The organism is Streptomyces sp. NPDC006335 (assembly GCF_040612795.1).
GTDB lineage: Bacteria > Actinomycetota > Actinomycetes > Streptomycetales > Streptomycetaceae > Streptomyces.
The window spans coordinates 29224-43024 of the sequence record NZ_JBEXQX010000008.1 but is presented as its reverse complement, the minus strand read 5'-3'; the positions used below and the strand labels follow the sequence as shown (position 1 = coordinate 43024).

General features: G+C 70.1%; 13 protein-coding genes. 9 read left to right on the top strand and 4 right to left on the bottom strand.

Annotated features, from left to right (window positions below; all coding sequences use genetic code 11):
- The first annotated feature begins 5 nt into the window (after positions 1-5).
- Positions 6-659 carry a hypothetical protein gene (locus ABZ098_RS22745; RefSeq protein WP_356593873.1) on the top strand — a complete coding sequence of 218 codons (654 nt, stop codon included), beginning with the start codon at positions 6-8 and terminating at the stop codon, positions 657-659.
- 71 nt (positions 660-730) lie between these two features.
- Entirely contained in the window at positions 731-1735 is a 1005-nt protein-coding gene (locus ABZ098_RS22740; protein ID WP_356593871.1) for a hypothetical protein, read from the top strand.
- Between the two features lie 192 nt (positions 1736-1927).
- On the opposite strand, the gene ABZ098_RS22735 is transcribed toward ABZ098_RS22740, so the two are convergent.
- Positions 1928-2155: a hypothetical protein gene (locus tag ABZ098_RS22735; protein WP_356593869.1), complete on the bottom strand. Its 228-nt coding sequence runs from the start codon at positions 2153-2155 to the stop codon at positions 1928-1930.
- Positions 2156-2348: 193 nt separating this feature from the next.
- Here ABZ098_RS22735 and ABZ098_RS22730 point away from each other — a divergent pair, with 193 nt between their 5' ends.
- Genes ABZ098_RS22730 through ABZ098_RS22720 form a run of 3 tightly spaced genes read left to right on the top strand, consistent with a single transcriptional unit; the run spans position 2349 to position 5247 of the window.
- Positions 2349-2672 (top strand): hypothetical protein, encoded by a 324-nt coding sequence (locus tag ABZ098_RS22730; RefSeq protein ID WP_356593867.1) that lies wholly within the window; start codon positions 2349-2351, stop codon positions 2670-2672.
- A complete protein-coding gene (locus ABZ098_RS22725) occupies positions 2669-3799 on the top strand; it encodes a WXG100 family type VII secretion target (protein ID WP_356593865.1) in 1131 nt (376 codons plus the stop codon). The genes ABZ098_RS22730 and ABZ098_RS22725 overlap by 4 nt, the downstream gene beginning before the upstream one ends.
- On the top strand, positions 3796-5247 hold the full coding sequence (locus ABZ098_RS22720) for a hypothetical protein (protein WP_356593863.1): 1452 nt from the start codon (positions 3796-3798) through the stop codon (positions 5245-5247). Before ABZ098_RS22725 ends, ABZ098_RS22720 begins: the two co-directional genes overlap by 4 nt.
- 128 nt (positions 5248-5375) lie before the next feature.
- Here the strand turns inward: ABZ098_RS22720 and ABZ098_RS22715 are convergent, their stop codons facing one another.
- Together ABZ098_RS22715 and ABZ098_RS22710 are read right to left on the bottom strand one after the other, a co-directional pair.
- Positions 5376-6944, bottom strand: coding sequence for a PQQ-binding-like beta-propeller repeat protein (locus ABZ098_RS22715; RefSeq protein ID WP_356593861.1), 1569 nt, complete (start codon positions 6942-6944; stop codon positions 5376-5378).
- Between the two features lie 170 nt (positions 6945-7114).
- Positions 7115-8704, bottom strand: a complete 1590-nt coding sequence (locus ABZ098_RS22710) for a hypothetical protein (RefSeq protein ID WP_356593859.1) — start codon at positions 8702-8704, stop codon at positions 7115-7117.
- Between the two features lie 538 nt (positions 8705-9242).
- Here ABZ098_RS22710 and ABZ098_RS22705 point away from each other — a divergent pair.
- Genes ABZ098_RS22705 through ABZ098_RS22690 form a run of 4 tightly spaced genes read left to right on the top strand, consistent with a single transcriptional unit; the run spans position 9243 to position 11946 of the window.
- Entirely contained in the window at positions 9243-9587 is a 345-nt protein-coding gene (locus ABZ098_RS22705) for a hypothetical protein (protein WP_356593857.1), read from the top strand.
- Positions 9588-9617: 30 nt separating this feature from the next.
- Positions 9618-9968: a hypothetical protein gene (locus tag ABZ098_RS22700; protein WP_356593855.1), complete on the top strand. Its 351-nt coding sequence runs from the start codon at positions 9618-9620 to the stop codon at positions 9966-9968.
- The gene (locus ABZ098_RS22695; protein ID WP_356593853.1) at positions 9965-11266 is read left to right on the top strand and encodes a hypothetical protein; all 1302 of its coding nucleotides are present in this window, start codon (positions 9965-9967) and stop codon (positions 11264-11266) included. Before ABZ098_RS22700 ends, ABZ098_RS22695 begins: the two co-directional genes overlap by 4 nt.
- A complete protein-coding gene (locus ABZ098_RS22690) occupies positions 11263-11946 on the top strand; it encodes a hypothetical protein (RefSeq protein ID WP_356593851.1) in 684 nt (227 codons plus the stop codon). Before ABZ098_RS22695 ends, ABZ098_RS22690 begins: the two co-directional genes overlap by 4 nt.
- 42 nt (positions 11947-11988) lie before the next feature.
- Here ABZ098_RS22690 and ABZ098_RS22685 read toward each other — a convergent pair whose 3' ends face one another.
- A complete protein-coding gene (locus tag ABZ098_RS22685) occupies positions 11989-13758 on the bottom strand; it encodes an AAA family ATPase (RefSeq protein ID WP_356593849.1) in 1770 nt (589 codons plus the stop codon).
- Positions 13759-13801: the final 43 nt, after the last annotated feature.

The following is a 13801-nucleotide window of genomic DNA, read 5'->3' as shown; positions in this document are numbered from 1 at the left end:
TCGCTGTGCTGTCACGCTCTTTCCGAAATGCCGGATACCTGGTCGCTCTCGCCGTCACCCTGACGGCCGCGGCAGGTTGCAGCAGCCCGGACACGCCGACGAACGACGTGAGCAAACCGGTGTGCGACGGCAAGCTCGACGGAAACGCCTTCCAAGTTCTTGCCGGCGACAGCGGCGTCACCGAGGAACAGCTCAGGAAGTTCTCTCCCAAGGAGTGGACCGCTGCCGGGTCCTGCACTCTCTACGGGACAGAGCACGCCGTGGAGATCGACTACCTCTGGCACTTCGACACCATCGACAAGCTCGACAGGTACAAGTCCCCCGGCCCTGCCACCGTCAAGACCTTCAGAGTCGGTTCGACCACCGGCTACCTGGAGAGGACCGACGTGCGGGTGGCCAAAGGGAACGTGCACCAGAACCGGGCGTGGCTGGCCCTGCCCTGTGCCGTACCGGGAGAGAAGACGCGCGATCACGCACTGCTCGAGATCGAGGTGAAGGAGCCGCCGCCGGCGCGGACCCTCGACGACTCGCTGACCAAGGCGTTCGTCTCCGCCCTGACCGTCGCCACCAGCTACCTCGGTGACGATGTCTTCAAGTGCTCGGCGTCCCCTTCACCAGCGGCTTCTGGGCCGACCTCCCCGAGTGCTTCGGACGGCTGAGAGACATGGGCTTCGGCCGGATTTTCCGGGGCCTCCGACGTGGGAACCGGGGGCATCGACTGATCGGTTCCATGACGGCACTTGCCGTGCTGGGCTGCGGATACTACGGATTTCAGCTCCAGTATCCGGCCGCCAGGGCCGGACGGGCGTGCAGCGGGATGCTCCCCGTCGGCCCGGTGCTGGATCTCGTGGGCAAGTCGAGACTTTCGGTGTCCGGTCTCGGATTTCACACATCCAGTTGGCGAATCGACGTCTCGGACGATGTGACGGAGCCGGCCGGCCTGGCCACACGCTGCAAGGTGGGCGGCGCCGAGATCGCCATCGAAACCGCGACAGGCGCCCACAACGCATACGGTGCCTATACCTTCCAGCGTGATCCGAACAGCTTCCCCGTCCCTCTGGACGGGGGGTGGCAGGGGTTGATGGTCACGAAAAACGACGCATCCACCGCCTCCGTCCTCCTCAGCTGCAAGAACTGGACGCCTGAAAAAGGCAGCGGAATACTCGTGACGGCCGACTCGCCCTACGACACCGAGGTCACGGCAGCCGTACGGCTCAAGCTGGCCCGCGTGGTCACCGGAACAGCACGGCGCGCGGCGGAGAGGACCGGCTGCGAAACAGACCCCGGGGACGCGAGCGGGCTCACCGCCCCCGAGGCGGACGCCAGGACCGTCTCAGCAGGCGGCGCAACGGGGACCTGCGCAGGGATGACCTCCGTGTCAACAGTGCGCGAGACCGACGTGGAAAAGTCACCGGTGGAAGAGTGCCTGCTCAGCGGCGGTCTGCAACTCACGGCTGCCTACGGCCCCTTCAGCGACGCCTCCTACGCGGTCGTCAATGGCAAGTACGGCGGTCACGACGATCCGTCTGGGGTCGACAGCTCCACGGCTTGGACGTCAGTCACCTGCCAGGGCGCCCTGGGCATCGGCTACTACCACGCCTCGCCGGTCGAGGGCAGTGACCGCAAGTTCACCTCTGACCCGCTCACCCAGCGGGAGCGAGCGGATCTAACGCACTTCGCCGAGCAGTCCGCCGCCCGCCACGGCTGTGGGGCGCCGGCGAAGCTGCCTTCGTGAGCCGGAGGTAGGCGGGAGCGGCTTGAAGCCACCCGGGGTCATGGGGTGTGGGGCCACTGGCGCCAGGTGTCGGGGTGGGTGAAGGCGGGCAGGTGCCGGTTGCCGTCGTCGTCCACGACGGTGTAGAGGCCCGCCTGGCCTTCCTGAGCGAAGAGCAAGAGCGTGGCGTCACGGAAGGTGGTGACTCCAGCGTCACCGGGACGGGCGGTAGTTCGGGTTGTGGCTGAAGGTGACCAGCTGGCCTGCTTCGTAGACCGACTTGCCGCCGACGATGCCGTACGGCGGGACAGCGCCGCCTTCCCCCGCGAACCGCGCCAGCCTCCGCAACGACGTGCACACAACCGTCACTTGACCGCCGTCGACCTCGGCGACCAGGGCACCGGGACGCTGCAGACGGGAGCAGAACACCGTGGCGGGCACGCGCCGTTGATGACTTGGCGATCGAAGCCCGTGCGGTGTCACGGCCCACACCCCGGATCGGAGGGCAGAGGGCCTCCTGGCGGCGAGTTGACGTTGTCCCCCCATCGTGTGCCGGTACGTGACTCTTCGGACGGTGTGCGGTTGCGGAAGTGCACGTCAAAGGTCGTCGAGTGATGGTGTACGGGAGCGGCGCATGCCTGGTGACTTCTCTTTAGATCCGCAGGAAATGGCGAAGCTGGCTGGCGCGTTCGAGACGCGGGCCCATGACCTGGCGAGTGCGGTCGGGGCGTTCGAGCGGGTGACGGGGGCGGAGCAGATCCATGACGGGTTCGGGTTCCTGACGGAGTCCGAAGAGGTCACGTCGGCCTATGTCGACCTGGCCGCGGGGATGGGTGAGGCATTGGGGAATCTGGCTCGGCAATTCGATGCCGTGAGCCAGGCCCTCCGAGACAACGCGAAGAACTCCGAAGCGGCGGACGACGCTCTCGCCGGGCTGTTCAAGGGCGGGAAGAGGTGAGCGGGGAGAGCGTCGCCGAGGAGATCTACGAAGCCGGGATCGAGGTGGTCAATCCCGGTGGTCGTCCCGATGTGCTGCGTGCGGCGGCCAAGGGGTGGCGCACGATGGGGGAGGAGCTGGAGGAGGCGTACGGGGGGCTCGACAGGAGGATGCGGGGCGTTCTCGGTGCGCATTGGCGGGGGGAGTCCGCCGAGGCATTCCGCGAGTACTGGGAGAAGGTCGGGCGAGCGGTCGAGGAGACCGTGCCGCTGTTCGAGCAGGCGGCGAAAGGGCTGGAGGAGGCGGCCGACAACATCGAGGAGATCAATGACGAGATTCATCAGATCTACCTCGAGATCGGCGTCTCGATCGCCGCGTCCGTCGCTCTTTCCTTTGTCACGGTCGGGTTCTCGGCGGCGGCCGGGGCGGCGAACGCGGTGCGTCTGGGGGCGCAGGCTGTGGAGGCGGCCGGGAGGTTGGGGCGGTTGCTGGCGGCTGCCGCCCGGATGTTCCAGACCATGCGTACGTCGGTCAGGGACAGCAAGTGGCTGAGGCTGGGCGTTGAGTTGGGTGTCCAGTGGGCTGCCGGTACCGGCTCCGGTGTCGTGACGAACTTGGCCACCGGCGATGACGCCGACTTCAAGGGCAACGCGGTCAACGGCGTTGTGGGAGCCGTCGGTGGCAGGTTCGTCGCTGGTCGGTTGGCCGCGCAGCTCGGCGGAGGTGCGGTCGCCAACACCGTCGACGGTGTGACGCTGGGCGCGTTCTCCTCCGTCGCCGGTGACGCCGCCAACAACCTGTGGAACGGAGCTCGGTTCGACGGCTCACAGACGGCGCTCGGAGCGGTTGCCGGAGGACTCGCCGGTGGAGCGGGGAGCACAGCCGTTCACCGGGCCACGGACGGGCGGACTCTCTCGGCGGCTCGGAACCTGACGGGTGATGTGGCCACCAACGTTCCCGTCGGCTTCGCTCTCGGTGCGGGCGGCAACCTGTCCAAGCACGGTGACGCGGCGGTCAACGGCGACCCCAACGCGGACGCGAAGGCGGACCGACCCGGCGCGGCCGACGACGCGCGAAGGGGAGCGCTGGGAGACGCCAGAGCGTTGCCGGACCGGCCCGACCCGCGGCGGTACGGAGCGTTCGGATGAGCAGCAAGTGGACCTTGGACAAGGCCGTGAACGACGTCCGTGCCTATCCGCGCTGCGGGAGGTTCGTCACCGCGGCCGTCCCGCTCGCCCTCGTGGCAATGACCGCCACCTGGCTGTTCCTGGGTGCCGCACCGGTGCGCACGGCCGTCCTGTGGTGCTCGCTGTCTCTGCTCGCCGCATCCCTGGTCATCTGGGCGGTCGCGGTGCTGCGCGACGGCGATCGGTCCCGCGGTGAGACCTACGGATGGGCGGTGCGGACGGCCTCGGTGTCGCCGGGAGGATCCGGCGAGGACACCGTGCCGCTGCGGACGAGCGGCACACGCTGGCTGACGATTCGTTACGGCGGTGCTGTGGTCACTTCCTTGACGCTGACGGCACTCTGGGTGACGCTCGCCGCATCGGACGCGCGAGGAACAGGCACGAGTGCCGTGCTGGCCCGGGAGGGCGCGGTGATCGAGCAGCGCCCCATCGTGAAGATCGAGAACCAGGAGGCGGGCAGCAGCCACCGGTCCTCCGCCACGGCCGACTACACCGTCCTCCTTCCCTCGTCGGCCGGTGGGGCCGGCGTGCCCGTGACCTTCCGGGCAGACACCAACCGGCGCCAGGGGATCGGCAGCGAGCTGTACGTGGCGTCCGTACCGGGGCGGCCCGAACTCGGTGCCGTCGGCGACGATCGGCTCGCCGAGGTGGAACGCCAACTCGACGGGCGCGCCGTGGAGTTCGGGAGCGTGTTGGTCATCGGCTCCTTTTGGCTACTGGCGACCCTCGCCGCGACCATGGGCTGGTGTCTGACCGACAGCATCCGGCGCCCCGCCCGCACGGTCACCCCTGACTGGCGCACTCTACGAGTCACCGTCACCGGCGCCGAACAGCACACCGAAGCGCCCTTGCCCGGAAGCCCCGAGGCAGCCGACGAGAAGAAGCGCAAGGAGAACACCCGCCGGTTGCAGTGCCTGGTGCTGGAGTGCCGTGGCAGAAAGATCCCTTTCCACTCCCAGATGGGAATCGAAGCAGCCGGAGAAGTTCTGTTCGGCGTGCAGGGCCAGCTGCTGTGGCATCCCCGTCAGCGCCGAGGCCGTGACGTCCTCGCCGAGTTGGTGGGCGACGACGGCTGGCAGTTGCCGGGCAAGGTCCCGGTCCGGGTGGCCGAGCAGGTCGTGGCGGAAGAACTCACCGAGCCCGCACGACCGGACCCCGAACGGCGGGTCCGGTTGCTGGATCCCGGAGCGGGCTGGCTGGTGACCGCGTCCTTGCCGGCAGTCGCGGGGTTCGCGGTGGCGTTCGGCTGCCTCGCCACCCTGCTGCTTGTCCCGGACAACGGTGCCTGGAGGTGGTGGACCGCCGCGGCAGGCGTGCTCGCTCCGGGTGTCGGCTTCACTCTGCAGGCGATGGCGAGGATGGGCCCCGAGGCGGCGACTCAGACTCAGCAGCTGCAAGGTCGCCGGTGACGCGTGTGGCTACAGCAGGCACTGTGAAGAGCGCCCTGGTGGTGCCGCAGTGTCCACGGACCCGACGGAAGGCTCCCTTCGTCAGGAATCGGCGGAGGGAGCCTTCGTGCGGGGCGGCAGCCCCCGCCTCAGTCGGTGGTAGGGAGGGCCACCAGGGTGTACGGGGTGTCCCCGTAGATGACGGACGGGTTCGCCTCGGAGACGTAGAGCCGGTTGTCGTGCCAGTAGGGCCTGGCGAAGATGGACATGCCCTTGTGGACGTCGGCCGGGTACTCGACGACGGTCTTGACGGCACCGTCCTTCGCGCCCAGCTCCACCAGCTCGGACCCCTCGTCGTTGTCGTTGTTCTCCCTGTAGGCCAGGATCCGGTCGCTTCCGGCCGCGGGCAGCGGATAGAAGGCCCTGAACTCGACCGCCTCCGTCTTCCACAACTGCTTGCCGCTGTCGAGGTCGTAGGCGGCCAGCAGTTCCTTGCTCTTCTCGCCGGTCGCACCGATCACGAACGTGTCGCCGAAGACACCCGCCTCCGACCAGGGGCCGCCCCGCGAGTCGTCGGTCCTGACGTACTCGGCCGGTGTCGCGGGGGAGAACTGGCTGCGGACCTTCCCCGTCTCGTCGTCGAGGGAGAACAGGGCGTCCCCGTCGTCACCGTGCCTGATCAGGACGACCGGGGAGGTCGAGATGACGTCACCGCCGTCGAGCTCGCCGAAACTGTCCTTCGGAACCTTGTGGTGGTAGGTCCAGCGGGCCTGCCCGGTGGCCGGGTCGATCAGTGAGACCTCGTCCCAGTTCCGGCCCCAGTCGGGGGCGTCGAAGTCGTTGACCTGGCAGCCGCGGACCCGGATCAGCGCCTTGCCGCCGGTGAACTCGCCGCTGGGGCAGTCCTCCGTCGCGAACTTCTTCGGATCCCAGGCCTTCGTACCGTCGGCCGCCTTCAGGGCCAGCGTCACCTTCGCTGCGTTGATGACCACGACATCACCGGCCCGCGCGACCGACACCTGGTCCTTCGACGTCGTGTCACCGGGCTTGAGGTCCTTGTCCCAGAGCTGCTCGCCGGTGCGGAGGTCGTAGGCCACCACGTGATCGCAGGCCTTCCCCTCGCCGTAGGCGACGATCCCGATGTCGCCGGAGGAGTTCTCGGGTGCGACGCACGCCTCGTTGCTGTCGCCGGGCAGCGCCGTGGCCCAGAGCTGCTTGCCGGTGTCGAGGTCGTACGCCTTCACACCGTTGGACAGGGTCTGGACCACCGCCTTGTCGGTGAACCAGGTGCCCCGGGTGTTCGCCGGGGGTGCCGCGCCGGGCTCGTCGGCGTTCTGGTCGGTGGCCTCCACGCTCCACAGCACGTTGTTGCTCGGCGACCCGATGAACATGTACCAGGCCCCGAACCCGGCCCCGCTCAGCACGAGCACGGCCATGACGAGCAGCACGATCATCCCGACCGGCTTCTTGCGCGTGCTCCCCGGCTGCGGCGCGCCGACAGGACCGACGGGGCCGGGATACCCGTACGGCTGCTGCTGCGGCTGCAACGGCTGCTGCTGCGGGTAGCCGTAGCCCTGCGCGGGTCCGGGGGGAGGTGCCTGCGGGGGCCCGTACCCGGGCGGGGCCGGCGGAGGGGCCTGCTGCGGAGACCCGTACCCGTACCCATAGCCGTACTGCTGCGGTGGGGGACCCTGCGGCGGGGCTCCCTGCGGTGGCACCGGAGGCTGTTGCGGGTGGCCGTATCCCGGCGGGGGCACGGGCGGAGGAGGCTGTCCTCCCTGCGCACCGCCGTAAGCACCCCCGTACGCACCCCCGTACGAATCCCTGTACGCCCCGCCCTGCGCGCCCCCGTGCGCCCCGTCGGATCCCTGCGTGCCGTCTGTGCTCATCAGCTGTGGCTCCTCACATAACTCGCCCAGGCGGCCTGGAACTGGTTCTCTCCCATGCCCGTGGCGTCGCGCAACTGCTGGTCGAGCTGTTTGGGATCGCGGTAGTGGTCGGCGACGAACCGGAGCGCCGCGGAGGCTCCGCTCTTCTCGGCGATGAACCGGATGGCCAGGTAACTGACCGTGTAGTTCGTGCTCACCTCGCCCCCGCTCCCGGCCGACGTGGGCAGCGTGCCGCTGAACTTCTTGCCGGTGACGTCGTTGCGGACGCTCCACGCGCCGAGCTCGGTGTCGAAGCGGAACGCCACGAAGTCGGCGAAGCCCTCCACCACCCACCAGCGGGCGTTGGTCTCGGTGACGAAGGTGCCGGTGGCCTCCAGCGGCTGGACGATGGCGTGGGCGAACTCGTGGTGGGAGATCTCCTGCACGAGCTTGGGCCAGTACGTCGCGTTGGTGAAACGGCTGCCGGACGTGTCCATCTTGACCCGGGCGCCGCCGTATTCGAGGTCCTTCCGGTCCCCGCCGAAACCGGCGTCGAAGGTGGGCATCGCCACGCTCTGGCCGGCCTCCCAGTCGACGTACGGCGAGCCGTACAGGGATGAGTAGGTCTTGCGGTTCGGTTCGAGGACCGTGACGAATCCCGTCGGCGTCTCGGTGTCCTCGGGACCGTTCGCCTTCCACAGCTCGATGTCGTCGGCCGCCGCCTTCTCGATGTACGGCGCGTAGCGGTCCGTGTCGGCGGCGTGCTTCTTGTCCGAGATCGTGAGCGTGTGGGCCTTCTTGACGACGTGCATGTCCTCGTAGAGGTCCCAGGGAGCCGGGTAGAACACATAGCCCTTGGAGCCGTAGGCGCCTGGCGAGGGGCCCACCTTGGTGATCCGCGGCTCGGCGTCCTTCGACTCCCGCTTGATGATCCACCGGTACCACTCGGACACCGGCCGGACGTCCACGTCCTGGATCTTGTGGACGAAGGCGACGTCGAGGGCGACCGTGGCGCCGTCGCCGTACTCGTCCGTGGTCGATCCGGTCGTCTTGAGGACGGAGTACTCGGCCTGGGTGAAGGGGATCTTGCGCAGGTTCTCGAAGAGGTTCTTCTGCGTGTCCTTGGCCTCGCCCGCGAAGGGCGCGAGATACGTGTCCTCGTCACCGCTCCGCAGCGCCTGGCTACGGCCGTCGAGCAGCTCCTCGATGTCGTCCGGGCTGAGCAGTTGCTCGCCCTGCGCATCGCCGCCCGCGGTGGGCAACGCGCCGCCGCCGAGAGCCTGGTAGACGGCGAGACCGGCTGTTCCGAGCACGGCGAGCACGGCCAGGACGACGACACCGATGACGGCCTTCTTCAGGCCGCTCCCGGCACCATCGCCGCCCTTGCCATCGCCGCCCCTGCCACCACCCCCGGCTCCGCCTCCGCCGGGAGGCTGCTGTTGCGGATACGGCGCGTGGGGTGCCGTGGGCCAACCCGGCGCCGTGGCGGGCGGTTGCGGGGGATAGCCGTAGGGACCCGGCGCGGCCTGGGGCGGATAGCCGTGGGGACCCGGCGCGGCCTGCGGTGGATAACCGTAGGGACCCGGCGCGGCCTGGGGCGGATAAGGCACGCCACCCGGCTGCGACTGGGGCTGCTGCGGCGGCTGTTGCGGCTGTTGCGGAGACGGTGGCTGCGGAGGCGGTGCCCAGCCTCCCTGTCCCTGCGGATACGCGCCGCCCGGCCCTCCGGCCGGCGGAGGGTACGACATGAACTCCCACTCCCCGTGAGTCTCGATGATGCGTGGGAGCCCACAGCGAAATGGAACATGGCGCTCAAGTGATCAAAAGCTCCCCCGAAATGCTCATGACACCCTACAAGGCCGTCGGTTTCCGACTGGTGCCCCTGCTCGCCGTCTGCCTCATCCGGGCGGAAAAAGATGGTGATCCATACGGAAAAGACCGACGGGGGAGCTGTGGGCCGGTTGGGGTGATGGTGTGAACGACCGTGAGGGAACCATGGCCTCCGCGGGTACAACAGCGCCGTTACGGTCACAGAACAGACGTGTGGACGCGACAGTCGGCGGCCCTCCGTCTGGCCGAATCCTTACCAGGGATCGCTAGGGTGCGGGCCCTCTGCCGTCGTCACCCGGAGGTTCTCCCGCGATGCACATGGCCGGTGTTCCGCTCGCGGCCCCGCCCGGCGGCGTCGCCAACCCGGTCACCCTCGGGTGGATCGGCGTCGGCGTGGCCGCACTGGTGCTCGTGAACCTCCTCATGGCCTTCGGCTCCCGGCGTCGGCGCAGGCAGGTCCCGCCCGGGCAGCTCCGCGAAGAGCTGCGTGGGGAGATCCGCGACGGCGCCCCGAACGTGCGCGGGCACATCCGGGTCAATCCCGCCCGCTATCCCGGGATCTCGGCCGGAGAGGCCGAGACCATCGCCGGGGAAGAGGGATTCACCCGGCAGACCCACGGCACCAAGGGAATGTGGCTTTTCCTGCGCCGGGTCTCCGACTGACGCGCAGGACCGGAACACGGGGGAAGGAACATGGCCGATTTCAGGGTCAGTCTCGACGAACTGCGCAAGCTGAAGAAGAAGCTCGAGGACAGCCAGGCCCAACTCGACGAGGCGATGCGCCGGATGAAGGACACCGGGCCGAAGGACCTCGGCAAGCGTGTGCTCGACAAGGCATGCGAGGACTTCGAGGACGGCTGGGAGTTCGGGCTCGGCAAGACGCAGGAACGCATCAAGGTCCTCAACGACGCGCTTCCCGCCATCATCAGGGCCTACGAGCAGACCGAGCAGGAGATCCAGGGGGCGTTCCGGCACACCGGTGCCCAAGCCGGAGCCTCCGCCGGCGCCCATGCCAACGCCCATGCCGGCGGGGTGGCGAAGTGAGCGACGACTGGAGCGGCCTCGGCTGGAACCCCACCCCCGGCCACCCCCACCTGGCGACCAACCTCTCCACCAATCTGCTGCACACCGCCGAAACCCTGCAAACCACCTACGAGTTGCTGGACTCCCTCTCCAAGGAGAGCGCCTGGTGGTCCGGAGAGGCGGCGAAGGCGTTCACCGAGAAGGTGACGGACCTCCCCGACTACCTCAAGCGCGCCCACGACTCCCTCAGGGCCGCGGGCGGCGAGATCGCCAAGTGGAGCGACACCCTGCACGACCTGAAGGTCAGGGCCGGCCACTACGAGGCGGACGCCGAGGAGGCGCGCGGGAACGCCGACCGGGCAGAGCGGGACTACGAGACCGCCCGCTCCGACCCGGATCTGCGGCTGGCCGGGCAGATGTTCACCGACAGGGCTCAACTGGCCGAGGCCCAGGCCCGGTTGGACAACGCCAACAGTCGGCTGGAGAACGCGGGCAAGACCCTGGACGGCGCTCGCGGCCGCCTCCAGGACCTGATCGACGACGCCAAAAGGCTGGAGAGCCGGCACGGCGAACGAGCCCAGGAGCACGCCGACGCGATCCGCACGTACGCGAGCGAGTACGCCCCCGAGGGCGGAGCCTGGGAGAAGTTCAAGGACTGGTGGAACGAGCACGGCGGTGACCTGCTGACCGTCGCCGCCACGGTGGTCGGCATCGCCGCGATCTTCTGCCCCGTCCTCGCGCCCATCGCCATCGGCCTCAGCCTGGCCGCGGCGGCCCAGCACACCTACCAGTACGTCCGGAGCGGCAAGGACATGTGGCCGCCGACGTCGAAGAACCTCAGCGAGTGGGCCACTCTCGGCGGTGACCTGCTCGGCGCCGTGCCGGGTGTGGGCCCGGCCATCGACGGTACGAAGGCGGCGATCGAGGGAGGCAGGACCGCCTTCGAGGCGGCACGGGGCGCCGAGACGCTCGCCCGCACCGGCGCGACCGTCTCGCGGGCGGTGAAAGACGGCGGCGAGGCCTTCAACTGGGCGGCGAAGGCCGCGGATCCGTCCAACCCGCTCATCGCCAGGCCCGTCGAATGGGCCGCCGCGAAGCTCGGCTCCTCGTCCGCCGCCGGCGCGATGGCCGCGGACGTCACACAGGCCGTGGCGACCGGAGCCCTCGCCCTGCCCACCGCCATCACCCTCGACCCCGATTACACCGACAGGTGGGCGACACCCGCAACGAACGCGACCGTCGCGGGCGACGGCGTCATGGCGGGCGGACTCGCCGTCGAACCCCTCCAGAAGATCTTCGCCGTGGCCAGGGCCCTGTGACGGCCCGGCCGTCGGAGACCGCAGGCACCGGTCTGCCGCTGCCGCTCTGGTACACGCTGCCGGAGGGCTTCCGACCGGTCGAGCTCTCCGCCGATCCCGAAGAGCGCCTGGAAGCCCACTACACCGCGCTCGCCGAGCTCTGCCCCGACGCGACGACCGGGCAACTGGTCGCGAGCGCCCTCGGTTTCGAGGCCGCACTGGGCAGACTGGTCGCGGACGGCCTGGTCCACTTCAGCTCCTTCGTGCTGCGCACGGACGACGACCTGCTCCTCACGGGGATCTGCCAGATCTCCGTGACCGACCGCCCCGCCGGGGACCCCCACCTCTACCCGCACAGCGCGTTGCGCGCCCACCCGGACCAGCCGGGCACACACAAGGGGGTCGTCCCGCTGCCGGCCGGACTCGCCGCGGTCGTGGTGGCGGACCAGGCCGTCACGGTCCCCGGGGCGCTGTTCGGCGTCGAGGGGGAGAGCACCTCGGCCGTCCGCACCGCCACGTTCCACCTCGCCTTCCCACGGGTCCCGCAGGCGGTGGTGGTCTCCCTGTCCACCGAGGTCTTCGAGGCGGAGGAGGAGTTCCTGGAACTGGCCACGCTGGTGGCCGCCGGGATCTCCTTCACGGCCCCGAGGCCGGACCCGCTCCCGAAGGCCGCCCCCGTCGCGGCGAGCCCTTTCGGATAGGGCGTCCCTGAGGCCTCAGCTCACCCGCAATTCCCAGAGCTCTCAAAGCTCCCAGAGCGCGTCCAGCCGCAGCCGTACGGCACACAGCCCCTCGGTGTCCCCGATGACCAGCAGGCCCTCGGGGGTCAGCGCGAGGGCGTCGCAGTCGCGCAGCCAGGGCAGCACGCGAACCCTGCCGGAGAACACGTGCCACAGATGCAGTTCGCCGTCGCTCCAGGCCACGGCGAGCACCGCACCGGCGGAGGTGTCGGCGGCGGCGAGCGCGGTGACCCGGTACCGGCGCTGCTGCACCGGTACCGGCATCGGCTCGGCCGAGGTCTCCCACAGCCGCACCGAGCCGTCCGCCCCGGCGCTGAAGGTGAGCGTCAGACCGTCGGCGGTGTCGACGCAGGTGACGGCCGTGACCGGCTGTTCGTGCACTCGGCAGGAGCGCGGGACGTCCTGGTACTCGCCCAGGGACCACACGTGCACCGTGCCGCCCCGGTCGCCGACGACCACGTACGGGATCCGGGTGCCGCCGCTGCCGAGCGCGGTGACCAGTGAGTCCTCCCCGGCGAGCGCGGCCGAACCGTGGTGCTCGGCGATGCGCTCCAGGGCGAAGGCGGTGGTCGGGTCGTCCTCCGGCGCCCACGGCAGCAGCGCGTCGGCCCGGTCGTCGAGCAGCAGCGTCGAGCGGGCGTCGCGCGGGGCGACGGAGGCGGGCCGCACGAAGGCCGCGCCGGAGGCGGGGTGCACGCCGGTCTGGGCGCCCGTGTCCACGTCGTACGTCCTGAGCCGCCCTCTCACGTCGGCCGCCAGGAGTCCGCGCCCGGCACCCGGCAGAAGCGCCAGCGCGGTCACCGGGAGGTCGGGTCGCGCCCACACGGCGGACCACCAGTGCCGGTGGGCGAGGGGACGCAGGAACTCGGTCAGGGACGGGTCGGTGTCCACGGCTGCGGCATGCAGCACGGCGGCGCGGCCGGTGCTGTCGTCGTCCTGGGCCGTCAGCTTGGACGCGGCACGCTGCCACACCCGGCGTAACTGCCCAGGTACGGGGATTCGTTCGTCGGCGAGGACGGCGGTGAGGGCGGGCACCGAGCCGTGCACCAGGAATCCCGGATCACACAACAGGCCGCGCACGGCGGCTCCTTGGTCGTCGGCACACAGCGCGGCGTCGAGGATGTGCCGGAGGACCGAGGTGGGTGCCAGGGCCCAGTCCGGTCGGTCGTCGACGGTGTGCGGGACCGTCGCGACGAGGTCCGCGAACGACTGCCGGTCGGTGTCGGGGCGTGCGGTGGCGCCGCCGCCCACGTCGATGATCTCGGCGGCTTCCGCGGGCAGCAGACCGGATTCGCCGACCTCCACGACCGCGCGCACATGGGGGAGGGACAGCAGGGGCTCCAGCAGCTCGGCGACCAGGGTCGCCGGTGCCGCCGCGGGCAGATCCACGGGGCCCGCCCCGGCCCGGTGCAGATCCGGGACGAGCAGCAGGACGGGTCGCTCGTCCCGGCTCATCCGGTCCAGCAGCCGTGCCGGGGCGAGCGGGCCGTAGCCGAGCTGGCGCCCCGCCGCCCACGCGAAGGACTCGGCTGTCAGCCCCTCGGCCAGGACAGTGGCGTGGACGGTGGTCGCGGGGTGGCCGGCCGACCCGGCCAGGAACCAGGCGAGCAGCCGGCTCTTGCCGCTGCCCGCGGGACCGCGCACCAGACACAGTCGGCGCCCGGCCCCGCCGGCGTCGCCCGCCCAGTCGAGCAACTGCCGCCCGGCGGCCCGCTCCTGGTCGTCCAGTGGCGGCCAGGAGGCGATGTCCGGTGTGGTCGTACCGGCGGTCATGGCGTACTGCTTCCCCTCATCGGTTGTGCTCCCGCGTCCTGCG